A 24,449-nucleotide genomic window follows, 5' to 3' on the forward strand; every position below is an offset into this window, starting at 1 on the left:
AGTCGGCTGTCTGGCGGACGCGCATGGGACTGCAATCCTAAGATCGTTCTCCTCCCTCGATCTGATGCTGTAATCTCATTTGCCGGCGCAACTCATGATGCCTACCCCCTGATGCTTCAGGCAGTGAACGCGATCAACATGCATAATCCGGCTTCCAATAGGGTGATGGATATCTCGGATCTCAAGGGGCATTTGGTGAGAGTGTTTACCGACACTCAGTCTTTCATCAAGAACCTGCCGTTCGGACAAGTTGAAGCAGATCCCCCAGAGGCAGTTTTCCTTTTGAGTGGCTATTCATGGAAACAGGGAAAGTTTCGAATTTGGGAGCTGCATTTTGACTCCAACATCCAAAAGTTCACATTTCGACCGGTATCAGCATGGCGGGGTCAAGCAGCGGAAGCACGAAAAGTTGTAAAGTTTGTTGGCGATGAGACCGTGGTAGCAGAGGCGAAGGAGCGACTTACTGCTCTCCTCAAAAGCAGAGGGAAAATTGATAGCGGGTCTCTGGATATGGAACCATTTGAAGTATTGCGCGATCTTATCCGCGAGGCAAAGCATCCTACTGTAGGCGGGCCTCTCCAGTTCGTTAAGATATATCGGCACTCCAATGTTGTGCCATTTGGAGTGTACTGGCCGGATCGGACAAGCGGAAAAACTTGTGTGTTGGGGCGACCGTTATTGGATTATGAGAAAAATCCTTGGTCGACCATTGACCCAGACACACTTGAGAAGTGTTGAAAGTAGTATTTCTAGCAAGTTCAATCACGCACCCCACAAAAAAAAGCCCCAGCGTCCCCGCCAGGGCTCTTCCCGTTCAGCCTGGCGCAAACGCTAGTCCGCAAACATATCCGCATACCTGTGCCGCGGCCGCTTTTCCCAGTCGCGCGTATGATAGACCGACGACACCATCACCGGCGCCACCGTGGTTGCTTCGGCGAAGACCATTTGTTCCAGGGCGGTGTCGACCTTGCCCCAGGAGCAGGCTTCCTTGAGGGTTGAGGAGGAGCAGGCGCCGTCGCGCACGTCGGCGACGGTGATCTGGACGGCGTAGGCGTGCATCGGCACTTCTTCGCCGAGGATTTCGGCGCAGACGACGGTGTCCTGGGCGAAGTTTTTCGGGACGCCGCCGCCGACCATGAACAGGCCCGTCTTGCCGGCCTTGATCTTGATCTCTGTGAGTTCGCGGAAATCGGCGACGCTGTCGATCGACAGATAGGGCTGTTTGGCCTTCATGCGCTCGACCTGGTGTTTGACCAGGCCGAAGCCGGCGGAGCAGTCGGAGAAGGCGGGGCAGAAGATCGGCACGCCGTGCTCATAGCAATCCTGCACGAGGGAGCCTGGCTTCTTGGCATTGCCGTCGGCGAGCCATTTGCCCATCGCCTTGATATAAGAGCGCGAGGAGCGCGGGCCAGGCTCGAGCATGTCGGCGATTTCCAGCGTCGCGTGATCGCAGGCCTGCAGTTCTTCCTCATCGATATAGGTATCGTAGATGCGGTCGATATAGAGATCGCGCAATATGCGGTCGTCGGGGATTTCCTTCGCCTGGTAATGCTTGAAGCCGAGGGCCTCGAAGAAATCCATGTCGACAATGGCGGCGCCGGTCGAGACGATGGCGTCGACCATGTTGTGACGCACCATATCGCGCCAGACATCCATACAGCCGCCGGCCGAGGTCGATCCGGCCAGCGTCAGGATGACACTGCAATCCGGATCGGCCACGGCGGCCTGCAGGATGCGCGAGGCGCGCGCGGCATCGCGCGAGGTGAAGGACATCTTCTCCCACGCGTCGATCAGGGGACGACCATCGAAAGCCGTAATGTCGATATGCTCGACAGGGGAGGACAGGAGTTCCGCTTTACGGTTCGATTGATCAGTCATGCACGTCTCCGCAATTTCGGACGGCGGCGGCGGGCGCGGGCCAGATTGATGACCGTCGAGTCCTCGCCGGTCGCCCGGTCTGGTTGTTGATCGAACATGGAGGGCCAGGGGGCGTCCGCCACCATGGCCAGCTCCGTGCTGCCAAAGCCGTTGAAGTCCGACGCAATCGCCGTCCCATAGGCTCCGAGCATGCCGATCTCGATAATGTCACCCTCGGCGGTATCGGCCGGGAGCTCGAATGGTCCTTGCATGGCATCGAGCGAATCGCAAGTTGGACCGAAGAAACGGAACATCGCCGTTTCGGCCTGGCTCGCGCCGCTGGCGCGGTGATGGCGCACCGGGAAAGGCCATTTGGAATGCGCCGCATCGAACAGGCGCCCATAGGCGCCGTCGTTCAGATAGAGCGCATCGCCCTTGACCAATTCGACCCGCACCAGCACCGATTCCGCTTCCGAAACCAGGGCGCGGCCGGGCTCACACCACAGATCGGCATTCTCCAGCACCATCATCTCTTCGAAGGCATCCTCGATGGCGCGGACATATTCGGTCAGCGGCGGCGGGGTCAGGCCGGGATAGATGGACGGGAAACCGCCACCGACATCGACGATGTCGACGGTAACGCCGGCCTGGGCAATCAGGCGCGAGGCCTCCATCATCGCCGAGCGATAGGCCGAAGGCAGCATGCACTGGCTGCCGACATGGAAGCTCACACCCAGCTCATCGGCATGGGCGCGGCAGCTACGGATCAGCTCGGCGGCGTCGAAGGCGGGCACGCCAAACTTGCCGGCCAGCGAGAACACGGCCCCCTCATTGGACACCGCCAGGCGCACGATCAAAGTCAGATCGTCCGCGTGATTGGTTTCCTCGAGGATCTTGTTCAATTCCGCTTCGGTATCGAGCGCGAAGATGCGCACGCCAAATTCGTAATAGGCGCGGCGGATCGACTCGCGGCTCTTGACCGGATGCAGAAAGGCCTTCTTCGCGTCCGGGCAACGCTCGGAAATCAGCGCGATCTCGGGGATCGACGCGACATCGAAAAAGCGCGTGCCGGCTGCGTACAGACCGTCGATAATCCATGGGCTGGGATTCGCCTTGACGGCGTAGAGCACTTCACCCGGAAAATTTTCCTGAAACCAATGGCTAGCTCGGGCCAGACGATCCGGACGTGCACAGACGACCGGCTTTTCTAGGTGCCGTAAGCGGACCAGGTCCAGGGGAGTATGGTACGTGTGCAATTCACGTGACCCCCTGTTAGTTGTTTACCCAATCCGGCATCGTCACCTCCGCCGGGAAAACGCGAGTAGGGCCTATTGCCGATCGTGTAAAGAAAAAAATATCAGAAAGTGCTGCAGGAGGCTTGCCGGGGCAGGCGCGGGGCGGGGGTGTGGGGGTGCTCCGGACGCGGAAATTTCGTGCAGGCAGGCGCGGGCTGGCGCGCGAATTCTGTCAGGATGGCCGCGAAAAACGCGTGTGTTATCGTCCATGATGGGCAAAATGCCTTGCGGCAATCCTGCCCGTGCCCGAGCGGCGCCCCTGAACCGGGCCGCTGAACCGGGCCCCCGAACCGAGCCATAGAGCCAGCCATAGCGAGCGACCATGCCCTTTCTCGATATTACCGTCATGCCCGTGCCGACCGCCAGCAAGGCGACCTATCTGGAGCATTCGCGCCAGTCGACGCCGCTGTTCAAGGAACAGGGGGCGATTTCCGTCACCGAGGCGTGGGGCGATGATGTGCCTGACGGCGAGGTCACCGACTTCAAGCGCGCGGTCAATCTCAAGGCCGGCGAGACCGTCGCCGTGGGCTGGATCACCTGGCCCGACCGGGCGACCCGCGACAAGGCCTGGGAGGCCCTGATGCAGGACGGGCGCATGATGGCGATGGAGATGCCCTTCGACGGCAAACGCATGATCTTCGCCGGATTCGAGCTCGTGCAGGAGAGCTGAACGGGCGGAGCGGGGGCGCGCCGAATAAACGGGGACAGGCGCCTCGTTTTAATCGATGCTCGCCGGGAAAAACGGTACGTGACCCGCTGCTTTAAGACACAACAGCTAATCTCAGGTTTGGGGTGCGATAATGGTACACAAGGGCGACGATCAGAGCGCAAACCCAGCTTCAAAAAATAAGCCTCTTAGGTGGATTCTGCCGGCTGATAATGGAGTGGATAACTATATAGTGCACAATTTTGCCTTTGTTTATATTTTACTATACTCGACCGTAGCTATGGTCGAGTATAGTGCCAGTGACATTGTATTGCGGCTTGATTCGTCTATGGCATCTGGTGCATTTTTTGCCGCTCCAGTAATTCTCTTTTATGCATTTCTAGTTCTTAGGTCTATTGCGTTTCTTTTTTATAGTGACAAGCCACCTGCTAGGTTTTTCAGCTGGGTCGTTTCAATTGTATCTATGGCTATAATTTCAATATCGTTTGTTGCCACATACTCGTCGGTTTCGGCGTTATTTTTTGCCTACCTATCCTTGCTTATGATTCATGTTATTGTGAGAGATAGCAGATATTTCGGCCTCGCGCTGAAATTGAATGGTCCCGCTAAAGGGATTGTCGGAAACATTTTCTCACGGTCGAGAAGTTTCGAAGGGCAATCACATAAAACCTCTCCCTCTCTATTGGCGATGGTCGTCATTAAGAGGAATTTCGATTCAATATTGTTGGTGTCAATTTTTTCCCTCACTATAGTAAGCATTATCGCGGCATTTGCAAGCATTGGTTATTCGACAGTTTTTATAAAGACGGCGACTCTATTGTTTAGGGTAAGTTCTTGGCTTAACGTCAATTTTCCAATGAATCTTATTTCTGCGTCGTTCTTTGTGTTGTGTGTAATATCACTTGCTCTTGGATGCGCAGTCACTCTCCGATGGGCGGGTAAAATTTCTAAATATGCCGCAACCTGTTCAACCGCTTTCGCTTTCTTGGGAATTATGTCGATTGGTGGTCAGCATGTCGACCGCAGCTTTGGTCATCTAAGCGACATATCGCTTCCATCAGCATCCTCTCGGTTAGAGGCCGAGGCAGTTCAGGCCTTCCGCGTGCTGGTGCTTGCTGAGTTTCTAAGCCCTGACAATGGAAATGCCGAGAGGGCCACCCAAGCTATTAGGGTTGGGTACAGGGAGTGTCTGGCACTGAACGCAGAGTCAACAGAATCAAATGAACTGACGGATGCTGAATATGCAAGATATGCCGAAATATGGGACCCCGCGACCGATTATTTTCGGCTGGGAAGCGAGACTTTAATTTGTTCGCATAGGCGGTTTCTTGCCGAATATATATCGACGCTGGCTCGTTTGCGGGGGTGGGCGGCTGCCTCATCTGAGTTTGTTGAGACAAGTCGTCTAACCCAAAATTTTCCACCCGATGCGCAGTTCGCGCTCAGTGCGCCGCCAAGCCCTGAAAACCTCAGCGCGCGTCTGGAAGAATTCAAGCTCCGTAGACCTAGAGTCGCGGCGTTGGTCGGAATCTCAAATCAGGTTTCCGGCGACTTGATTGCAACTCTGTCAGGTATGCTCGGCATGGAAAGCGAGTTCATGAAGGCGGTTTTATTCGATGGCTTGATGGACGCAATGTTTGTGATTGGTGATGAAGTCCCAGCGGGGCGCTTAGACCTTAACCATGACCGGGCACGGCAAGTGGCACAAGATTTTGCAATTGATTCGCGGTGGGAAGGCTTGGCCTCTACGGATTTTTCCGATGCGAGTTTCGCGCGACCGGCAATTCTTGAAATGATGACTATCCTTCGGGAGGACGCGGAGGTCGCAAGGGCGCAAGTTCACCGCCATATGCAGGCTGAGGGGGGTATTCGACCCCACAGGACAAATGGACCATATTCGGAGGCTGGAGAAGCACTTTTGAAGATTATTCGGCGGCTATGATTGGGTCGGTCCCGAAGCTTGCAATGGTGGAATGAACGGGGACACGTACCGTTTTTCCATCAAGGCTCACTGCGCGGACGCCCCGGGAGGCCGGGGCGGCGGCGGGCGGATTTGGTTGCCAAGTCTGTGACCCAGTGATCGTCGCAGAGTGGGTAACCTGTCTGCGTGAAATCAACGAATAGCGTTTCCTCGGAATAAATGGTGCCGGCACCCATTCCCGCAAGCCAAGCCTCTATAAGATTGTTTGAATTTCCAGTTTTGCCCCGACCCGCGCCGGGCAGAGCCATCCCTGAAACCCTTGCCAAGCAGGGCGCCAGACTGGACTTGTCTCGTCAAGGGCGCGGGAGCGCCGCTTCGCGGTCAGGACCCTTGACGAGACAAGTCCAGCCTGGCCGGATGCCGGCATGGTTTTCCGGGCGGGGTCTGGCCCCGCATTGGCCCGATCCGCTCGCCGCCTCACATCAACACGCCGACGGCGACCGCACCTGCAGCACAGCTGCCGTCTCCGCCGCCGTCCAACTTGTCCGCCCCCGGGCGGTGCGGCGCTATAATCGTGGCCGCCTTCGCTCTTTGACATCGTCGATTGATCACCACAAACGCGTCCGCGCCGCGCCGGAATGCCGCCGGACGGCCGGCAGTGTCCAGGCGCAGGGCCGGTGCTTCGGTGGCAGACTGACAGCCTCTGCCATGCGCCCTGTCATGGCGTCCGGGCATTTACCGGCAGGGCTGCAGCCCCGCAATGACAGGATGACAGACTGGCAGAGTGTTTGCCGCGAGAAACGCAAAACCGCGTGGCGGGGGGGCGTCCGGACTAATTGGCGCCGGGCCCCCATTCATCAAATTACGCGCATCGGCCGCGTCAGACCCCGCGGACCGCTCTGTCGCGCTGAACCCGCTCATGCCTTCGGGCGCCACCGATCCAGCCGCAGATCAAAACCCCACCACCATCCCCGGCCCGTAAGCACGCCAGATCCAGCAAAGCGCGATGCCCAGTGCCAGCCAGGGGCCAAACGGCAGGGGCTGGTGCGGGTCCGGCGCGCGGCGGCGGATCAGGGCCAGGGACAGGACATAGAGCAGGGCGCTGACGCTGCCCGCCAGCAGGACCATTGGCAGTAGCCAGGCGCCACACCAGGCGCCGCCGGCGGCGAGCAATTTGGCGTCGCCGCGGCCGAGGCCGTCGCGGCCGCGAAAGCGTTTATAGGCCAGTTCCAGCGCGACCAGCACGCCATATCCGAGCGCTCCGCCGATGATCGCTGCCCAAAGATCAGAAAAAATCAGTCCGTTCACTGCAATCCCTGCGGCGATCAGAGGCAGGGTCAAAACGTCCGGAAGCCTTTGTGTGCGCGCGTCAATCAGGCTCAGCGCCGCGAGCGTGAAAAACAAAATTACGGTCGCAGCGTGAATCAGCATCATCTTCCTCTTGTCACAAATGTGTCATGCCCTTACGCCACAAAGCCGTGACCAAACAGGGGGACGCCCAAGATGACAGACGCCGCTCTGGCGCTCCACGCCGAAGATCTGAAAATGACATTCGGCGAAACCAAAGCGCTCGACCATGTCAGCCTGTCCGTCGCACGTGGCGAGATGGTGGCCTTGATCGGACCCTCCGGTTCGGGAAAATCGACTCTGCTGCGCGTTGCCGCTGCCCTGCAAGTGGCCGATGCCGATTGCGGGCCGGTCTCTGTGCTCGGTCATCGCATGCAGTCGAAGGGCAAGATTGCCTCGGGCGTTCGCGAGCACCGTTCGCATCTCGGCTTTATTTTCCAGCAATTCAATCTGGTCGGCCGTCTGTCGCTGTTCGGCAATGTGCTGATCGGTGCGCTGGGCCGGATTTCGCCCTGGCGCGGTGCGTTGGGAATATTCCCGGCCGCTGACAAGCAAAAGGCGATGGATGCGCTCGAGCGGGTCGGCATTGCCGGCTTCGCCGCCCGCCGCGCCTCCAAACTCTCCGGTGGCCAGCAGCAGCGCGGCGCCATCGCCCGCGCCCTGGTGCAGGGCGCCGAGGTCTTGTTCGCTGACGAGCCGATCGCCTCGCTCGATCCGGTCGCCGCGCGCACGGTGATGGAATTGCTGCGCGAGCTGAACCGCAAGGATAATCTCACCGTCGTCGTGACGCTGCACCAGGTCGATTATGCGCGCCAGTTCTGCGACCGCATCGTGGCACTCAACAAGGGCCGCGTCGTATTTGACGGACCCAGCCTGGAATTGACCCAGGAAAAGCTGATCGAGATCTACGGCCCTGAGTATGAGCAGGCCTTCTACGGGGGAGATGACGCATGAGCGGCTGGGTAACAAAGAGCTTGCGTGCGCTGGTCACCGGTCTTGGCCTGATGCTGGCCGCCTGCGCGCCGGCGTCGACGCCGGATGCCGATGAGACCACCGGCAGCGGCTCTGCCGCGTCGCGCGGGACGCTGAATTTCGGCATTATCGCGACTGAATCCTCCTCCAATCAGTCGGCCAACTGGCAGCCCCTGATCGATGCGATGTCGGAGTGGACGGGCTATGATATCCAGCCCTTCTATGCCTCCGACTATGCCGGCATGATCCAGGGCATGCGCTATAACAGCGTGCAATTTGCCTGGTTCTCCAATTTCTCCGGCTTGCAGGCCGTGCGTCTCGCCGATGGTGAAGTCTTCGCCAAGGCCACCTATCCCGATGGCAGTGAGGGCTATAATTCCGTCCTCATCGTGCCCGCCGACAGCGATATCTACTCGCTCGACGATATCCTGACCTGTGATCGCTCGCTCGATTTCGGCATGGGCGATCCCAATTCGACCTCCGGCTATCTTGTGCCCTCGGCCTTCATCTTTGCGCCGCGCAATATCGATCCGGCGGAATGCTTCAACTCGGTGCGCAATGCCAATCACGAGGCCAATGCGGTCGCGGTCGCCAATGGCCTGATTGATGTCGGCACCAATAACACCACCAGCCTGACCGTGCTGCACGGCTCGCGCCCGGAAATCGCCTCGCGCATCCGCACGATCTGGACCTCGCCCGCGATCGGCACGGATCCGATCATCTGGCGCAATGATCTCGATGAGGAAGCCAAGCTGCGGCTGCAATCCTTCTTCATGAATTACGGCCGCCGCGGCACGCCGGAAGAGATTGCCGAGGCCCGCGCGGTACTTGAGCCGCTCTTCTTTGGTCTCTTCCTGCCCGCCTCCAACACGCATCTCGATCCGATCGTGCAGCTGGAAATCGTTCGCGACCTGATCCTGGCCCGCAATAATACCGACCTGACCGATGCCGAGCGCGCCCAGCGCGTTGCCGAGCTGGAAGCCCGGCTGGCCGAGGTCGAAGCGGGCAATACCGAGCTTGTCAGCCTGTCGAGTGCGACCGGGCAGGCCGGCAATGGCGGCGATGCGGAACTGGAGTCGACGCGTAACTGGCCGCTGATGGGCGGTCTGGTCTTCCTCGCCGGGCTGTTGCTGGCGGGCCTGCTCTGGGCTGGTGCCCCGCGCGGCCCCGGACCCAAGCTTCCGCTGACCGAGCGGCTGGCGAATGCCTTCATCGCCGCCGGCGTGATCATCATCCTGGTCTGGAGCTTTGATCCGGCCGACATGGACCGCAGCTATCTCCTGGTCGAGAATTTCGGCGATATGCAGGAATTCCTCGCCGGCTTCTTCCCCGACGATATTTCCAGCGCCGCATCGCGCGGGGCTTACTGGACCGAATTGCGCGCCGGCATCGCCGAAGCGGTGCCGCAGATGATCATCACGGTCCAGATCGCGATCTGGGGTACTTTCATCGCGGTCATCGCGGCGATTCCCTTCGGCCTGCTCAGCGCCCGCAATGTTGCACCGGGCTGGGTCGTACAGCCGGTGCGGCGTCTGATGGATGTGTTCCGCTCGATCAATGAGCTGATCATCGCCCTGATCTTTATCGCCGCCGTTGGTCTGGGGCCGCTGGCGGGGGTGATGGCGCTCGCGATCCACACCACAGGTGTGCTGGCGAAGCTGTTCTCCGAAGCCGTCGAAGCGATCGATCACGGTCCCGTCGAAGGTGTGCGGGCGACAGGCGCCCTGCCACTGCATGAGGTGATCTGGGGCGTGATCCCGCAGGTCGCGCCGCTCTGGACGTCCTTCGGGCTCTATCGCTTCGAATCGAATGCGCGTTCCGCGACCGTGCTGGGCCTGATCGGTGCCGGCGGTATCGGCCAGATCCTGTTCGAGGCCGTGCGCGCCTTTGATTATCAGCGCACTGCCGCGATCGTCATCGTCATCATTCTCGCCGTCAGTGCGATCGACATGATGTCCCAGCTTCTGCGTAAACGCCTGCTCTGATTGGCGCATACGACGTTTGAATGAAAAACCGCTGCGCTCTCGCGCGGCGGTTTTTTTCTGCCGTCCATCCAGTGCAACAAACCTGTCATGCAGGCGTCGCAAAAGCGTCATGGCTTCGGAATATCGCTAATTCCGGAATTACCGAAACCGAGAAACAAGCTTCACGAAACAATCGCCCGATTGTCACATTCGGGCTGTACGACCAAACCATCGCTTCTGATGGTTGGCGCCCATCAGAGACGAGAGCCCGATGATCAGACGTATTTTGGCGAGCACTGTATTGGCTGCACTGGCATCTTCCACGGCACTGACATCCGCCCATGCGGACGCTGCGAGCGGCTGGGAATTTGACGGCGTGCCCGGCTGGAGCAATGCCGCGAGCGGCGACAGCTTCACCTTCCGCGGCCGCATCTATCTCGATGCCGCCAATGTGGATTTCGAACGCGCCGGCACGACCACTTCATTCAATGCCAGTGAAATCCGCACAGCGCGCCTGGGCGTGACCGGCCAGTATTCCGGCGTCGGCTATGTCGCCGAGTTCGATCTGATCGATGAGGCGGTCATTGCCAAGGATGCCTATCTCACTTTCCATGCTGACGGCTTTGATATCCTGGCCGGCAATATGAAGACGCCGAACTCGCTCGAGGAGCAGACATCCTCGCGCTATATCACCTTCATGGAACGCGGGACGGGCATTGAACTTTTCGGGCTCGGCCGCCGGGTTGGCGTCGCCATTGCCCATCACGGCGAAAACTACACCGTCAAGGCAGGCCTTTATGGCGGTGCGCCGGGCGATCTGAGCGAGAGCTTCGAACTCGATGACAGCTCGGCCATCGCGGCCCGCGTCACCTATACGCCGGTCCATACCGATGCCCTTCTTGTGCATCTGGGCGCTTCGGTGCGCGAGTTTGATTATGGCGATGCCGGCACGCGCGTCCGCGCCCGTCCGCGTACCCATATCACGGACCGCATTGTGACTGCCGACTTCCGTCCGGGCAGTGCGCTTGGCGAAGCCGGAAGCTCGACCTTTATCGGGCTGGAAGCCGCGACGGTCTCCGGCTCCTTCCATGCCCATGCCGAATACATGACGATGGAGCTGGACGGGCCGGCGGGCAATCCGCGGATCGACAGTGCTTTCGTCAATCTGGGCTATTTCATCACTGGCGAGACGCGCAGCTACAGCACGTCGAGCGGCACATTCAGCCGCACGCGTCCGGCCAGGCCGGTTTCGGAAGGCGGGACGGGGGCTGTTGAGATTGCGGCGCGATATGATTATTCCGACCTCAACGACGTCGCGGCCGGCGCGTTGACGACCTGGACGGTCGGGCTCAACTGGTATGTGGAAGATCATTTCCGGGTGATGGCCAATTACGTCACCGGTGAGCTGGCTGTCGCCGGCGGAGCCAATACCGATGTGTCCGGGCCGCAAGTGCGCGTCCAGTGGGACTTCTAGACATCACCGGTTCAGGCTGTGGCCTGCATCATCGTCTCTGACTGAAAAGGGAATCAGACGCATGAAAATCACCACCCATCTTGCAGCCCTCGCCGCTGTCCTGGCGCTTGGCGCCGGCGCCGAGGCCCAGCAACGCGACCAGATCCGTATCGTCGGATCCTCGACGGTCTTCCCGTTCTCGACCGCGGTCGCAGAATCATTCGGCGCCAAGACGCGTTTCTCCACGCCGGTTGTCGAATCGACCGGTTCGGGCGGCGGCTTCCGTCTGTTCTGTGCCGGTGTCGGCCTTGACCAGCCGGACATCACCAATTCCTCGCGCCGCATGCACGCCTCGGAGTATGAGCGCTGCCAGGCCAATGGCGTGCGCCAGATCACCGAAGTGCAGATCGGCTTTGACGGTATCGTGCTCGGCTCCGCTGATCACGGCAATCCGCCGCTGGAACTCACCTTGACCCAGCTCTGGCTTGCACTCGCGGCAGAAGTGCCCGCCGATGACACCTGCACCAGCTTTATCGCCAATCCGAATAATCGCTGGTCAGATATCGACGCCTCCCTGCCGGCCCAACGCATCGAAGTCTTCGGTCCACCACCAACCTCCGGCACGCGCGATGCTTTCGTCGAGCTGGCCATGCAGGGCGGGGCAGCCGGTATTGCCTGTATGGACGCGCTCAAGGACAGCGACAGCGATCGTTTCGAAGGTATTGCCAGCCGTATTCGCGAAGACGGAAAATGGGTCGATGCCGGCGAGAATGACAATGCGATCGTCCAGACGCTGATCAATACGCCCGATGCTTTCGGCGTGTTCGGCTTTTCCTTCCTCGATCAGAATTCGGATCGCCTGCACGGTGCCATCATCAATGGCGTGGCGCCGGAATTCGATGATATTGCGGATGGGTCCTATCCGGTGTCCCGCTCGCTCTACTTCTACGTCAAGAACCAGCATGCCGGCCTCGTGCCTGGTCTGGCCGAGTATGTCGGTGAGTTCACCTCGGACGATGCCTGGGGCGAGTTTGGCTATCTGACGGATCGCGGCCTGATCCCGCTGCCCGATGGTGGGCGTGAAACGGTCGGCGAAGCGGCCCGCTCGCTGACCGCCATGACGCAGGCGCCGGAATAGTCGACGCCGCAGACTGACATGGAAAACGCCGCCCCGAGGGGCGGCGTTTTTTATTCAGCTTCAGTCCTCGACGCGCCGGCGGCGCAGGCGTTGCCAGAAACGTCGTCTTTCCGGCTTGGGCTGAGGCTTGAGATTGATGATGAAGTCGATCGCGCACTGTTGCCAGGAATGTTTCTCGGCGTGGGCGCGCGGGGCGGCGCGGTCGATCTCGAGGCAATCGAGACAGGCCTGGCGCAAATCCTCATTGATGAAGCCGCCACCCGAACCGGGAATAATATCCTTGGGGCCGTGGGCCGGGAAGGCCGCGACCGGTGTGCCGCAGGCCATGGCTTCCAGATTGACGAGACCGAATGTGTCGGTCCAGCTCGGGAAGACGAAGACATCGGCATCGGCAAAATAGCGCGCCAGCTCATCGCCGAACTTCGACCCCGGGAATACCGCCTTGGGGTATTTGACGCCGAGCGATTCGCGCTGCGGCCCGTCGCCGACCACGACCTTGGTGCCCGGCAGGTCGAGCTCCAGGAAGCCCTCGATATTCTTCTCGACCGCGATGCGTCCGACATTGACCCAGATCGGGCGTTCCAGACCCTCATAGACATCCTTGCCATCAACCATCCGCTTGTCGGGGTTGAACTGGACCGTGTCGACGCCGCGCGCCCAGGGGGTCAGATTCTTGAAGCCGCGCGCGGCGAGATCGTCACGCATGGACGGCGTCGTCACCATCATCCGGCCGCCGGCATTATGGAACCAGCGCATGAAGGCATAGCCGGCCGCCAGCGGGATGATCGGGAAGCGGGCATTGATGTATTCGGGGAATTTGGTGTGATAGCTCGTGGTGAAGGGCAGTTTCCATTTCACGCAGATCGCGCGTGCGGCCATGCCCAGAGGGCCCTCGGTCGCGATATGGATCGCTTCGGGCTCGAATTCCTTGAAGCGGCGCGCGATATCCTTGCGGGCGCCGAAGGCGAGCTGGATTTCCGGATAGGTCGGCAGCGGCATGGTCTTGTAGCCGAGGCCGGGATGGATCACCTCGACTTCATGGCCCATGGCGCGGCATTCGGCGACGGTGCGCGACAAGGTGCGCACGACCCCGTTCATTTGTGGCTCCCAGGCATCGGTCACCAGCATGATGCGTTGCGGCTGGTCGTCGCCGCCATTTTCCGTATCGGCCGCAGCAGCAGCGTCATCGTCATCAATGTCGGCGTCGGGGCGTTCTGTTTGTTCGGTCATCGCGTTGTCGTCTGCCTTCTTGCTACGGGCGGCGCCAGGCACTGGCAGGCTCGTCCTGTCTCTGGCCCAGCATAGCGGGCATTTGCGGGCAATGAAGCGGCGATAGCGGTTGCTCCGCCGGGGTGGGTCAGTCGCCGCGCATCGCGAACCGGGCGTCCGGGGAAAAGGGCTCGAAAAGCAGTGCCGGTCAAGGCGAAGATTCCGTCTTCGCGCCGGGTTGCAGCGGAAAATTCAATCGCCTCGCGGCCGAATCAGACGGCGTGCTGCAAACTTTCGTCTCGGCGAACCTGCGCCGGCATGGGCGGCGATGCCCGTGCGCGCTGGCTTCGGCGGTGAAACAGAGGACTGGGCTTGCCGCGCCGGAAAGCCCGGATCATTCTCCGGACCATTCCCTGGCAGGCCATGCGGGCCCGTCGGCAATGGAGGGCACGCCTTGAATACACAGCCTCGCGACAGCATGAACTGGGACAGCCTGGATACAGTGAAATTCGCCGATGAGGACGAATCAGTCGTCCATCTCGCTGAACGTACCGGGTTGAATGCTGACGCCCAGGCGCGCATCCAGACCGCCGCGGTCAAGCTGGTTCAACGCGCCCGCACTTCCAGTCGCAATCGCGGGCTGATGGAATCCTTCCTGCAGGAATTTGGCTTGTCCAACCGTGAGGGCCTGGCCCTGATGTGCCTGGCCGAAGCGCTGCTGCGCGTGCCCGATGCGGTGACCGCTGACCGGCTGATTGCCGAGAAGATTTCCGGTGGTGACTGGGTCGGCCATGCGGGCAAGTCGGAAAACTGGCTGGTCAATGCCTCGACGCTGGGGCTGATGATGACCGGCGGGATTATCGAAGTTGACCCGGAAGCGCGCAAAAACCCCTCGCTCTATCTGCGCAAGATGACGCAAAAGCTCGGCGAGCCGGTCATTCGCGCCGCCGTCATGCAGGCGATGCGGATCATGGGTGAGCAATTCGTGCTTGGCCGCACGATCAAGGAAGCGCTCAAGCGCGGCCGCAAGGCCGGCAATAGCCTGTGCTCGTTCGATATGCTCGGCGAAGGCGCCCGTTCCGCCGCCGATGCGGCCCGCTACCAGCAGCGTTATCTCGACGCGATTGCTGTCGTTGGCGCCGCCCGGGGAAAGGGCTCGATCGAGCAGGTCCACGGTGTTTCGGTGAAGATTTCGGCCCTGCATCCGCGCTTTCATGCGGTGCAGAGCGAGCGGGTCATGGCCGAGGTCTATCCGCTCTTGCTCGAACAGGCGCGCGCGGCCAAGGCGCATGATATCAGCCTCTGCTTTGATGCCGAGGAGAGCGATCGCCTGGTCCTCAGCCTGCAATTATTCGACCGGCTGGCCCGCGAGCCGGAGCTGGAAGGCTGGGGCGGGCTCGGCCTTGCAGTCCAGGCCTACCAGAAGCGCGCACCGCAGGTGATCGAACGGGTGATTGCGCTAGGGCGGGCTACCGGACGGCGCCTGCTCGTGCGTCTGGTCAAGGGGGCCTATTGGGATACCGAGATCAAGCTGGCCCACCAGATGGGCTGGCCGGACTTTCCGGTCTGGACCACCAAGCCGGCGACCGATCTCAACTTCCTCGGCTGTGCCCGCGCCATGCTGGCTGCGCCGGATGCGATCTATGGTCAGTTCGCAACCCATAATGCGCACTCGCTTTGTGCCGTGCGCGAACTGGCCGAACAGGCCGGGGTCGAAAGCTATGAATTCCAGCGCCTGCACGGCATGGGTGAAGCGCTCTATCTCGCCGCCGATGAAGCCTATGGCGAGACCGCTGTGCGGGTCTATGCCCCGGTCGGCAGCCATGAAGACCTCTTGCCCTATCTGGTGCGCCGCTTGCTGGAGAATGGGGCCAATACCTCCTTCGTCCACTCCTTCCTGGATCCCGACGTGCCGGCGGAGGATGTCGCCAGCGGGCCGTTCGGCACGCGGACGCCATCAGCGCGTCACCCGTCCATCGCCACGCCAATGGAGCTTTATGGCGAGGAGCGCGCCAATTCTGCCGGGATTGATCTGTCCCAGAACGCCGTGCGCGAGCGCATCGCCCGGGCGGTCGAGGCGCTCGACGATGCCGGGCCTATCGTCTCCGCACCGCTGATCGGCGGCATTGCCCGCCTCGGCGGCGCCGCGCGGGCCGGCCAGGAATTGCCGGTCACCAGCCCGGTCGACCGCTCGCGTATTGTCGGGACTGTGCTGGAGGCGACGACCGAGGATATTGACGCGGCCTTCGAGCTGGCTGTGGCGGCACAACGGATCTGGGATGCGCGCGGCGGCAAGCATCGCGGCGCCATCCTGCGCCAGATGGCCGATGCGCTGGAGGCCGATGGTGATCGTTTTCTGGCGCTGATGGCGCGCGAAGCGGGCAAGACCCTGGCTGATGGCGTGGCGGAATTGCGCGAGGCGGCTGATTTTTGCCGTTATTACGCGGCCCAGGCCGAGCGCGAATTCGACGCGCCGGTGCGCCTGCCCGGACCGGCCGGCGAGACCAATCATCTCGGCCTCAAGGGACGTGGCGTTTTCGTCTGTATCAGCCCGTGGAATTTCCCGCTGGCGATCTTCACCGGCCAGCTCGCGGCCGCCCTGGCGGCGGGCAATGCCGTGATCGCCAAACCGGCGGAACAAACCCCGTTGATCGCCCATGAAGCGGCGCGGCTCTTCTTCGAGGCCGGCTTGCCGGTTGATGTCCTGCACATCCTGCCCGGCCGCGGCGAGAGTGTCGGCGCTTCGCTGACCAATGACCCGCGCACGGCGGGCGTCGCCTTCACCGGTTCGACCGATGTCGCGCGCATGATCAATCGGTCGCTGGCGGCGCGTGATTGCGCCATCGGCCCGCTGATCGCCGAGACGGGCGGACTCAATGCGATGTTCGTCGATACCACGGCCCTGCGCGAGCAAGTGGTTGATGATGCAACGCTGTCGGCTTTCGGCTCTGCCGGACAGCGCTGTTCGGCGCTGCGCATCCTTCTGGTGCCGGACGATAATGCCGATGCGACGATCAAGGCGCTGGCCGGTGCGATGGATGAGCTGGCGATTGGTGACCCGGCCGACCCGGCGACCGATATCGGGCCGGTGATCGATGGCGAGGCGCGCGAGATCCTGCTGCGGCACATGGAGAGAATGGAGGCCCAGGGCACGGTGATCCGTCACCTTGATTCCGGTGTCTGGGGTGAGGCCGGCTGCTATTTCGGACCGGCTCTGGTCGAGTTGCCCTCGGTCGACCTGCTCGAGCGCGAAGTGTTCGGCCCGATTCTGCACGTCATCCGGTACAAGCGGAACCAGTTGCACGATATCGCCGCCGCCCTCGCGTCGAAGGGTTATGGTTTGACCCTCGGTATTCACTCCCGGCTGGAGTCTTTCCACAGGGAAATCCAGGCGGCGGTGCCGGCGGGTAATGTCTACGTCAATCGGTCGATGACCGGCGCTGTCGTCGGGGTCCAGCCCTTCGGTGGAGAGGGCTTGTCGGGCACGGGCCCAAAGGCGGGCGGACCGCATTATCTGCACCGTTTCGCCGGCGAGCGCGTGGTCACCGTCAATATCGCGGCCCAGGGCGGCGACCCCGAATTGCTCAATCTTTCCTGAGCCGGTTTCGAGCGTCTGCAGGCAGGTCTCAAACCCGTTTGAGGCCTGCCTGAAGGGCTGTCTCAGAGATTAACCGGGTGTGCCGGCTTGCCTTCGTGGTTAACCGGTCATTAACTAAAAAAACCACTTTCGACCGGTATGCCCCGTTGACCACGAGGCCAAGGTTGATCCACTATATATTGGGTCGGCTGGAGACAGCGGCACACTATACAGGTTTTTCCGACCATTCGGGTCTGCCGGGTACGCGAATCGACTTCCGCGCACCGCAGGGAAGAATTGTCTCGGAGTTGAGGAGCATGACCATCATGACGCCACCGGATTCGGCCACCAGCCGCCAGTTAGACAGCGGCGCGGACATCGTCCGTGCGCCCCGCCGTGGACAGCCGAAATCAAACGCGGCGACGCATTTGCGCGTGGTGGAATCGATCCGTATCGATCGCAGTCGCGATGCCCTGCTGACCGAGTTTGGCAAGCGCACGCTGGAAGACCGCTATCTGCTCCCCGATGAGAGCTATCAGGACATGTTTGCCCGCGTCGCGACGGCCTATGCCGACGATGCCGAGCACGCCCAGCGCCTGTATGACTATATCTCGAATCTCTGGTTCATGCCGGCTACGCCGGTCCTGTCGAATGGCGGCGCCGAGCGCGGCCTGCCGATCTCCTGCTTCCTCAATTCGGTCGGTGACAGCCTCGACGATATTGTCGGCACCTGGACGGAAAATGTCTGGCTCGCCTCCAATGGTGGCGGCATCGGTACCTATTGGGGCGATGTGCGTTCGATCGGCGAGAAAATCGGCGTCAATGGCCAGACCTCCGGCATCATCCCCTTCATCCGCGTGATGGACAGCCTGACCCTGGCGATTTCGCAAGGGTCCTTGCGCCGCGGTTCGGCTGCCGTCTATCTCGACATCCACCATCCGGAAATCGAGGAATTCCTCGAAATCCGCAAGGCGTCCGGCGATTTCAACCGCAAATCACTCAATCTCCATCACGGCCTCAACATCACCGATGCCTTTATGGAAGCGGTGCGCGATGATCTCGAGTTTGAACTGCTCTCGCCGAAGAGCAAAGAGGTCGTCAAAACCGTCAATGCCCGCAAGCTGTGGCAAAAAGTGATGGAGCTGCGCCTGCAGACCGGCGAGCCCTATATCATTTTCTCCGACACGGTGAATAACAATCTGCCCGCCCACCAGCGCAAGCTGGGCCTGAAGGTGCGCCAGTCGAATCTGTGTTCGGAAATCATGTTGCCGACCGGTTTCGATCATCACGGCAAGGACCGCACCGCCGTGTGCTGTCTGTCCTCGCTGAACGCGACCAAATATCTCGAATGGAAGGATGATCCGACCTTCATTGAGGATATTTTCCGCTTCCTCGACAATGTGCTGCAGGACTTCATCGATCGCGCGCCGCCGGAAATGGACCGCGCTGTCTATTCGGCGATCTGCGAGCGGTCGGTCGGTCTGGGCCTGATGGGTTTCCATACCTTCCTGCAGCAGATGAATGCCCCGTTTGAATCGGCGATGGCGAAAAGCTGGAACATGAAAATGTTCAAGCATATCCGCACCCATGCCGATGCCGCCTCGGTGGTGCTGGCCGAAGAGCGCGGCGCCTGCCGCGATGCCGAAGAGAATGGCGTCAAGGCGCGCTTCTCGCACAAGCTGGCGATCGCACCGACCGCGTCGATCTCGATCATTTGCGGTGGCGTCTCCGCCGGCATCGAGCCGATCCCGGCCAATGTCTACACCCACAAGACGCTGTCAGGCTCGACCACGGTCAAGAACCCGCAGCTTGAAGCCCTGCTCGAGGCCAAGGGCCTGAATGAGCCGGAAACCTGGTCATCGATTCTCGAGCATGAAGGCTCGGTCCAGCATCTCGACGCGCTCGACGAGCACGAGAAAGCGCTGTTCCGTACCGCGTTTGAAATCGACCAGCGCTGGGTGATCGAGCATGCCGCCGACCGCACGCCGTTTGTGTGTCAGTCGCAATCGCTCAATGTCTTCCTGCCGGGCGATATCAATAAGTGGGATCTGCACATGCTGCACTGGACGGCGTGGGAGCGGGGCGTGAAATCGCTGTATTATTGCCGCTCCAAATCGGTCCAGCGCACCGCCTATGCCGGTTCGCAAAACAAGTCCGAGATCGAGGAATCGCTCGCGGCCGCAGCCCCGACCGATTACGAGGAATGCCTCGCCTGCCAATAGGCGCCGCATCGCAAGTCTCTGAAAGCGCCGGTTCTTCTCCTTGAAGCGCCGGCGTTTTCATGTCGGCTTTCGGGACGCGCTGGCGGCCAGTATCGTCAGAAAACCGACCGGTCCCATTGCATTTGAGTGGACACATCCCCGCGAAACCCGTTAACAATATTCTCGTTAAGGGTGAATCCGGGTGCTTCGGCACCTCGTATTTGCTTGTATCGCTTCTGGGGAGAGTGCGATGCGACTGGGACGGACATCACAATTGCTTTGCGCGGGCATTGTCGCGTTTTCCGGGGCCAGCTATGTGCTGACGGCACCCGGTCAGGCCCGATCTGAATGGGCCTCCGCCAATCAGATGATTCAGGGGCAGTTTCCGGTCGAGGCCCCGGTGCGCCCGCTCTCCGCGCCGGCAGCCCGGGTCGCACTCACCGCACTGGCGCTCAATTCCGGCCAGGCCGATCATGACGCCTTCGCAGCGATGACCGTCCAGCCCGCTGCGCAATTTGATATGGGTGCGGCTGGTACCATCAAGGTGGCGGTTCTTGATGATGTCGCGCGCGATGCGAGTTTCGGGACGACCCGGCCAGGCCGCGGCGAGCATTCTCCGGTCGTGGTCGACCCGGCTGATCACCGCACCATTGTCGCGGTCAATTATGAACGGCCTTTCGTATCGCGCGGCGAGGGCGAACAGCTCGATGTCTCGCTGACCCCGCGGGCCGCAGTCAGTCTCGGCCCCGAAGGCTCGGCCGCCGGTGCCGGCGCGGAGGTCCGGATCGGCCGTTATCTCGCTGACGACTATCCCAGCTGGTATGTCTTTGCCGGAGCCGACCGGCGGGCCTTGATGTATGATCCTGCCCAGGGCATGGATTTCAACCGCGCGGTCTATATGACTAATCGTGAAGTGATCGGCGATGCCCAGGCCGGTGTCGCCATGCGGGTCGGCGAAGTCGATCTCTCGCTCGCCTATGTGCAGCGCAATTATCGCTATGTCGTCGGCGTCGACAAATTTCGGGAGAATGAGAGTTTTGGCGCCGTGACCGTGAATTGGCGCTGGTAGACTCACTTTTCCCCGGACAAACTGAGTCCAGCCCGCATCTAGCTGTAGACGTTTTGCTAACCACAGACGCAATATGTTGTGTGTCGGGTCGAAACCGATTCCCATTTGCCTGAGGTGAGCCGCTATGACCGAGAAATCCGCTGAAATTCCGGGCCTGATGACCCTGAGCCACGCCTACAAGCCTTTCCGCTATCCGTGGGCGCATGATTTCTGGAAGAAGCAGCAACAGGTTCACTGGATGCCGGAAGAGGTTCCGCTCGGTGAGGATTGCAAGGATTGGGCGACCAAGCTCAATGATAATGAGCGCAATCTCCTGACCCAGATCTTCCGCTTCTTCACCCAGTCCGACATCGAGGTGAATGACAATTACATGGAGCGCTATGCGCGCGTCTTCAAACCCGTCGAGGTGAAGATGATGCTCTCGGCCTTCTCGAATATGGAGACGATCCATATCGCGGCCTATGCGCTCTTGCTCGAGACGATCGGCATGCCCGATAGCGAATTCTCCGCCTTCATGGATTACAAGGCGATGGCCGATAAGCATGATTTCATGCAGAAATTCGGTGTCGAGACCAATGAGGACATTCTGCGCACGGTCGCGATGTTCGGCGCTTTCACCGAAGGCCTGCAGCTGTTCGCCTCCTTCGCCATGCTGATGAATTTCCCGCGCCTCAACAAGATGAAGGGCATGGGCCAGATCGTCACCTGGTCGATCCGCGATGAGAGCCTGCATTGCGAAGGCATGATCAAGCTCTTCCACGCTTTCGCTGAAGAGACCGGTGCCCTGAGCCAGGCGGTCAAGGATGATATCGTTGAATGCTGCCGCACCGTCGTGGCGCTGGAAGACAAATTCATCGAGCTCGCTTTTGAAATGGGCGAGGTTGAGGGGATGACCCCGGCCGATATCAAGACCTATATCCGCTATATCGCCGACTGGCGTCTCGGCCAGCTCGGCCTGCCCAAGATCTACAATATCGAGAAACACCCGCTGCCCTGGCTGTCAGAAATCCTCAACGGCGTCGAGCACGCGAATTTCTTCGAAGCCCGCGCCACGGAATATTCCAAGGGCGCCACCAAGGGCGACTGGCACGGCGATGAGGGTGTCTGGTCGATGTTCGACCAGGGCAAGGCGAAGAAGGTCGAGCCGGCGGAGTAGGGGAACCTTCCTTCTCCGTGAGGAGAAGGTGCCCGAAGGGCGGATGAGGCGGGCAATGGTTCCGTCTGCCAGCTTGGCGCTCACCCGCCGCACCCCCGGCTTCGCCGGACCCTCTCCTCACGGAGAGGGAAGCGGCTTGGGAATCTTGGGGACATGGTCCCGCGTGAGCGGCCGCGTCTGCCCTGTCCCAGCGGCGGAATAAGAAGTAGCGCAGAACTGGTCACAGTTACTTGCGAGCGCGCTCTACCCAAAACGGGACACGCACCGGCCTCATTGAGGCCGGACCATGTCCCGGTCCTGCGCTTTCGGGCATTGCGGACAATCCAGCGGGAAGTCTGCGTTGGTATGCGGGGGTATTTGAAGGTCTCCCGAGGGATTGTCCGCAACCCGGTGAAGCCGATTAAGGAAGCGCGTCCGGCCCGTCAGCCCCTGCGCTCCCAGCGCCACCCGATCAATCGCCAGCTGTGCACCGCCGGGTTTTGAACGTGGCGCTATTATGGGCGCACCTGGCAGGGCGGGGACAAGTTGCCGGCGCGGCGAGGCAAGCGATTGCCCTCATTGCCGGAATATCGAGGGCCTCAAGGGACAGGCGTCGGCCGGCCGCCTGCACGATCCTGCCCGGCTGCCGGCACCTCATGCTCGATGCAAAGCTCCAGGCTGTCAGCGCCCCGCAGCGGCTGATTGAGCAGGGCGCAATAGTGCGGCGCTCCAAGCGGGGCACGGTCGCGGAAATGGCGACAGGTCAGGCATTGGGCGAAGCTGCGGCCGCCGCGCTGGGTCAGCCAGGCGCGCAATACTGTCTCCAGGCTGGCGGCCAGGCGGTCGCGCTCGGGCCGGGGCAGGTGGTCGATGGCGTCGGACAGTTCGCCCAGCGGGTCGCGATCTATCAGGGCGCGGCCGGCCGGCGTCACCGCCAGCTGCACGCGCCGCCGGTCCTGCCCGTCTGTGCTGCGCGCGACCAGGCCTTTGCGTTCCAGCGCATTAAGCGTCTGCGAGACCGTGCCCTTGGTGAGGCCGAGATAGGCCCCGAGCCCGCCAGCGGTGCGCGAAAACCGGTTCGCCAGGGCCAGAAAGCGCAAGGCTTCCCATTGCGCCGGCTTGAGACCATCGGCATGGCCCTCATTGAGCATCAGGCGGCTGAGCCGCTCGAGATAATTCATCAACGGTGTCATTTCATCTCCAATGGTGTCGACTAAATACCGACTTGCGCGCCCTGGCAAGATCAGTTAGCTAATTAGCATCGAGTCGATACTTACTGGAGAACGCCATGAAACACAGTCTTTTCGCCTGCGCCGCGCTGACCGCACTTACCGCCTCCGCCGGCGCCCATCCTGTGAATTCCCCGCAGGATACTTCTGTCGATCCGGCCTTTGACATCACCCGCGTGACGGCCACAACCGATGGTCGCCTGGTCACATTCATGATGGAAGTCGCCGGGGTGGCGGGCAGCGTGACGCCGGAACCGACGGGCCAGCTGGCCGGCGCCAATGTCGAGGCCTATGTCTGGCCAACAAACCTCGATCCGGCTGTTGTCGGCTTCGACGCGGGATCGGGTACTCTCGCCCTGGCGATCACAGCCCACCCCGATTTCGATGACACGCCACTATTCGACGAAAATGGTGATGGCGATCCGGCCAATGATGGCGCTGGCTGGCATTCCCATTGGGTGGTTTTGACTGCGGACGAGGCCTGCGGCGCTGGCCTCAAGGTGCGCGATGTCTCGCCGGGCCAGGACTTGTTACCGGCCACGGCGCCCTACTTGCCGATCGCCCTCGACAGCCCTGGCATGAGCCCGGTGATCGATGGTCATCTCGCCCAGATCACCGTGCCGCTTGCCGACGGTGAATCCGTCAGCTTCGACGGCGTCACCGCCAGCCTGCACGTCAATGATGCCGGAACGGCACCGCTGCTCTGTGTCTCCGGTGTGCATGACATCGCCTCGGGAGACTTGTCGCTGCCGGGTGTGATCATGGCCAGCGAGCCGCACTGACAAACCGGCCGGCGGGGCAAGCCCTGCGCCCGCCGGCCCATTGCTACCGCCGCCAATGCGCCGCACGCTCACGAAGAGGCCCGACATGACGCTCAGACCCGCACCGCCCTGGCAGGTATCCGAATGGATCAACACGCCGAACCCCTTGAGTCTCGACGCTCTCAAGGGGCGCATCATCGTGCTGGAGGCATTCCAGATGCTTTGCCCCGGTTGTGTCAGTCACGGTCTGCCCCAGGCACGGCGCATCGCTACCGCTTTCGCTCCCGAGGATGTCGCCGTGATTGGCCTTCACACCGTGTTCGAACATCATGAGGCTCAGGGCAGCCGCGTTGCACTCGAGGCCTTCCTGCATGAATACCGTTTCGACTTTCCCGTTGGTATCGATGCCCCGGGCGATGGTGGCCTGCTTCCCGGCACCATGCAGGCTTACCAGATGCAGGGCACGCCGACCCTCGTCCTGATCGACCAGCTCGGCCGCCGCAGGGCACAGCATTTCGGGTCAGTCGAAGACATTCGCCTCGGGGCGCAGATCGGCGCGTTACTCGCCGAGCCTGCCCGCGCGCCCGCGGTTGACATGGATGCTACCGGTTGCGTTCCGGGGCCAGGCCGGTGCGAATAGGCGCCGGTTGAGTT

General features: G+C 61.1%; 18 protein-coding genes. 13 read left to right on the forward strand and 5 right to left on the reverse strand.

From position 1 onward, the window contains the following. The first annotated feature begins 111 nt into the window (after positions 1-111). Positions 112-738, forward strand: a complete 627-nt coding sequence (locus ACN0YJ_RS04785) for a hypothetical protein (RefSeq protein WP_417478326.1) — start codon at positions 112-114, stop codon at positions 736-738. A 93-nt stretch (positions 739-831) separates the two neighbouring features. On the opposite strand, the gene ACN0YJ_RS04790 is transcribed toward ACN0YJ_RS04785, so the two are convergent. Next, positions 832-1,878, reverse strand: a complete 1,047-nt coding sequence (locus ACN0YJ_RS04790) for a 1,9-bis(guanidino)-5-aza-nonane synthase (protein ID WP_417495496.1) — start codon at positions 1,876-1,878, stop codon at positions 832-834. Beyond that, positions 1,875-3,113, reverse strand: coding sequence for a type III PLP-dependent enzyme (locus ACN0YJ_RS04795; protein ID WP_417478328.1), 1,239 nt, complete (start codon positions 3,111-3,113; stop codon positions 1,875-1,877). The genes ACN0YJ_RS04790 and ACN0YJ_RS04795 overlap by 4 nt, the downstream gene beginning before the upstream one ends. 361 nt (positions 3,114-3,474) lie before the next feature. Here ACN0YJ_RS04795 and ACN0YJ_RS04800 point away from each other — a divergent pair, with 361 nt between their 5' ends. Together ACN0YJ_RS04800 and ACN0YJ_RS04805 are read left to right on the forward strand one after the other, a co-directional pair. Next, on the forward strand, positions 3,475-3,822 hold the full coding sequence (locus ACN0YJ_RS04800; RefSeq protein WP_417495497.1) for a DUF1428 domain-containing protein: 348 nt from the start codon (positions 3,475-3,477) through the stop codon (positions 3,820-3,822). A gap of 214 nt (positions 3,823-4,036) precedes the next feature. Then, entirely contained in the window at positions 4,037-5,761 is a 1,725-nt protein-coding gene (locus ACN0YJ_RS04805) for a hypothetical protein (protein WP_417495498.1), read from the forward strand. A 930-nt stretch (positions 5,762-6,691) separates the two neighbouring features. Here ACN0YJ_RS04805 and ACN0YJ_RS04810 read toward each other — a convergent pair. Further along, positions 6,692-7,174 carry a prepilin peptidase gene (locus ACN0YJ_RS04810; protein ID WP_417495499.1) on the reverse strand — a complete coding sequence of 161 codons (483 nt, stop codon included), beginning with the start codon at positions 7,172-7,174 and terminating at the stop codon, positions 6,692-6,694. 69 nt (positions 7,175-7,243) lie between these two features. Here ACN0YJ_RS04810 and phnC point away from each other — a divergent pair, with 69 nt between their 5' ends. From phnC to ACN0YJ_RS04830, 4 genes are all read left to right on the forward strand, one after another. Further along, entirely contained in the window at positions 7,244-8,041 is a 798-nt protein-coding gene (gene phnC, locus ACN0YJ_RS04815) for a phosphonate ABC transporter ATP-binding protein (protein WP_417478332.1), read from the forward strand. Beyond that, the gene (phnE, locus tag ACN0YJ_RS04820) at positions 8,038-10,044 is read left to right on the forward strand and encodes a phosphonate ABC transporter, permease protein PhnE (protein ID WP_417495500.1); all 2,007 of its coding nucleotides are present in this window, start codon (positions 8,038-8,040) and stop codon (positions 10,042-10,044) included. Before phnC ends, phnE begins: the two co-directional genes overlap by 4 nt. Positions 10,045-10,294: 250 nt before the next feature. Beyond that, positions 10,295-11,497: an OprO/OprP family phosphate-selective porin gene (locus ACN0YJ_RS04825; protein ID WP_417495501.1), complete on the forward strand. Its 1,203-nt coding sequence runs from the start codon at positions 10,295-10,297 to the stop codon at positions 11,495-11,497. Positions 11,498-11,558: 61 nt separating this feature from the next. Next, a complete protein-coding gene (locus ACN0YJ_RS04830; RefSeq protein ID WP_417478335.1) occupies positions 11,559-12,614 on the forward strand; it encodes a substrate-binding domain-containing protein in 1,056 nt (351 codons plus the stop codon). Between the two features lie 60 nt (positions 12,615-12,674). On the opposite strand, the gene ACN0YJ_RS04835 is transcribed toward ACN0YJ_RS04830, so the two are convergent. Continuing rightward, positions 12,675-13,742 (reverse strand): glycosyltransferase family 4 protein, encoded by a 1,068-nt coding sequence (locus tag ACN0YJ_RS04835; RefSeq protein ID WP_417495548.1) that lies wholly within the window; start codon positions 13,740-13,742, stop codon positions 12,675-12,677. Positions 13,743-14,301: 559 nt separating this feature from the next. Between ACN0YJ_RS04835 and putA the strand changes: the two genes are divergently transcribed. From putA to ACN0YJ_RS04855, 4 genes are all read left to right on the forward strand, one after another. Continuing rightward, complete coding sequence (gene putA / locus ACN0YJ_RS04840) at positions 14,302-17,421, forward strand: bifunctional proline dehydrogenase/L-glutamate gamma-semialdehyde dehydrogenase PutA (protein ID WP_417495549.1); 3,120 nt, start codon at positions 14,302-14,304, stop codon at positions 17,419-17,421. Positions 17,422-17,726: 305 nt separating this feature from the next. Beyond that, positions 17,727-19,622: a ribonucleoside-diphosphate reductase subunit alpha gene (locus ACN0YJ_RS04845; RefSeq protein ID WP_417495550.1), complete on the forward strand. Its 1,896-nt coding sequence runs from the start codon at positions 17,727-17,729 to the stop codon at positions 19,620-19,622. A 229-nt stretch (positions 19,623-19,851) separates the two neighbouring features. Next, on the forward strand, positions 19,852-20,670 hold the full coding sequence (locus ACN0YJ_RS04850; protein ID WP_417478336.1) for a lipid A-modifier LpxR family protein: 819 nt from the start codon (positions 19,852-19,854) through the stop codon (positions 20,668-20,670). A 124-nt stretch (positions 20,671-20,794) separates the two neighbouring features. Beyond that, positions 20,795-21,826 carry a ribonucleotide-diphosphate reductase subunit beta gene (locus ACN0YJ_RS04855; protein WP_417489148.1) on the forward strand — a complete coding sequence of 344 codons (1,032 nt, stop codon included), beginning with the start codon at positions 20,795-20,797 and terminating at the stop codon, positions 21,824-21,826. Positions 21,827-22,404: 578 nt separating this feature from the next. Here ACN0YJ_RS04855 and ACN0YJ_RS04860 read toward each other — a convergent pair. Continuing rightward, on the reverse strand, positions 22,405-22,998 hold the full coding sequence (locus tag ACN0YJ_RS04860) for a MarR family winged helix-turn-helix transcriptional regulator (RefSeq protein WP_417495502.1): 594 nt from the start codon (positions 22,996-22,998) through the stop codon (positions 22,405-22,407). A gap of 95 nt (positions 22,999-23,093) precedes the next feature. On the opposite strand from ACN0YJ_RS04860, the gene ACN0YJ_RS04865 reads away from it, so the two are divergent. Then, positions 23,094-23,816, forward strand: coding sequence for a hypothetical protein (locus ACN0YJ_RS04865; RefSeq protein WP_417477916.1), 723 nt, complete (start codon positions 23,094-23,096; stop codon positions 23,814-23,816). An 85-nt stretch (positions 23,817-23,901) separates the two neighbouring features. After that, complete coding sequence (locus ACN0YJ_RS04870; RefSeq protein WP_417489151.1) at positions 23,902-24,435, forward strand: peroxiredoxin family protein; 534 nt, start codon at positions 23,902-23,904, stop codon at positions 24,433-24,435. Positions 24,436-24,449 lie beyond the last annotated feature (14 nt).

It is taken from the genome of Maricaulis sp., from assembly GCF_048270095.1.
Taxonomy (GTDB): Bacteria; Pseudomonadota; Alphaproteobacteria; order Caulobacterales; family Maricaulaceae; genus Maricaulis.

What these genes read in the sequence shown, in the direction of transcription:
- ACN0YJ_RS04860 (WP_417495502.1), bottom strand. Translation starts at nt 22,998, where the DNA reads ATGACACCGTTGATGAATTATCTCGAGCGGCTCAGCCGCCTGATGCTC.
- ACN0YJ_RS04850 (WP_417478336.1), top strand. Translation starts at nt 19,852, where the DNA reads ATGCGACTGGGACGGACATCACAATTGCTTTGCGCGGGCATTGTCGCG.
- phnC (WP_417478332.1), top strand. Translation starts at nt 7,244, where the DNA reads ATGACAGACGCCGCTCTGGCGCTCCACGCCGAAGATCTGAAAATGACA.
- ACN0YJ_RS04825 (WP_417495501.1), top strand. Translation starts at nt 10,295, where the DNA reads ATGATCAGACGTATTTTGGCGAGCACTGTATTGGCTGCACTGGCATCT.
- ACN0YJ_RS04810 (WP_417495499.1), bottom strand. Translation starts at nt 7,174, where the DNA reads ATGATGCTGATTCACGCTGCGACCGTAATTTTGTTTTTCACGCTCGCG.
- phnE (WP_417495500.1), top strand. Translation starts at nt 8,038, where the DNA reads ATGAGCGGCTGGGTAACAAAGAGCTTGCGTGCGCTGGTCACCGGTCTT.
- ACN0YJ_RS04845 (WP_417495550.1), top strand. Translation starts at nt 17,727, where the DNA reads ATGACGCCACCGGATTCGGCCACCAGCCGCCAGTTAGACAGCGGCGCG.
- ACN0YJ_RS04870 (WP_417489151.1), top strand. Translation starts at nt 23,902, where the DNA reads ATGACGCTCAGACCCGCACCGCCCTGGCAGGTATCCGAATGGATCAAC.
- putA (WP_417495549.1), top strand. Translation starts at nt 14,302, where the DNA reads ATGAACTGGGACAGCCTGGATACAGTGAAATTCGCCGATGAGGACGAA.
- ACN0YJ_RS04855 (WP_417489148.1), top strand. Translation starts at nt 20,795, where the DNA reads ATGACCGAGAAATCCGCTGAAATTCCGGGCCTGATGACCCTGAGCCAC.
- ACN0YJ_RS04800 (WP_417495497.1), top strand. Translation starts at nt 3,475, where the DNA reads ATGCCCTTTCTCGATATTACCGTCATGCCCGTGCCGACCGCCAGCAAG.
- ACN0YJ_RS04790 (WP_417495496.1), bottom strand. Translation starts at nt 1,878, where the DNA reads ATGACTGATCAATCGAACCGTAAAGCGGAACTCCTGTCCTCCCCTGTC.
- ACN0YJ_RS04865 (WP_417477916.1), top strand. Translation starts at nt 23,094, where the DNA reads ATGAAACACAGTCTTTTCGCCTGCGCCGCGCTGACCGCACTTACCGCC.
- ACN0YJ_RS04785 (WP_417478326.1), top strand. Translation starts at nt 112, where the DNA reads ATGCTTCAGGCAGTGAACGCGATCAACATGCATAATCCGGCTTCCAAT.
- ACN0YJ_RS04830 (WP_417478335.1), top strand. Translation starts at nt 11,559, where the DNA reads ATGAAAATCACCACCCATCTTGCAGCCCTCGCCGCTGTCCTGGCGCTT.
- ACN0YJ_RS04835 (WP_417495548.1), bottom strand. Translation starts at nt 13,742, where the DNA reads ATGCTGGTGACCGATGCCTGGGAGCCACAAATGAACGGGGTCGTGCGC.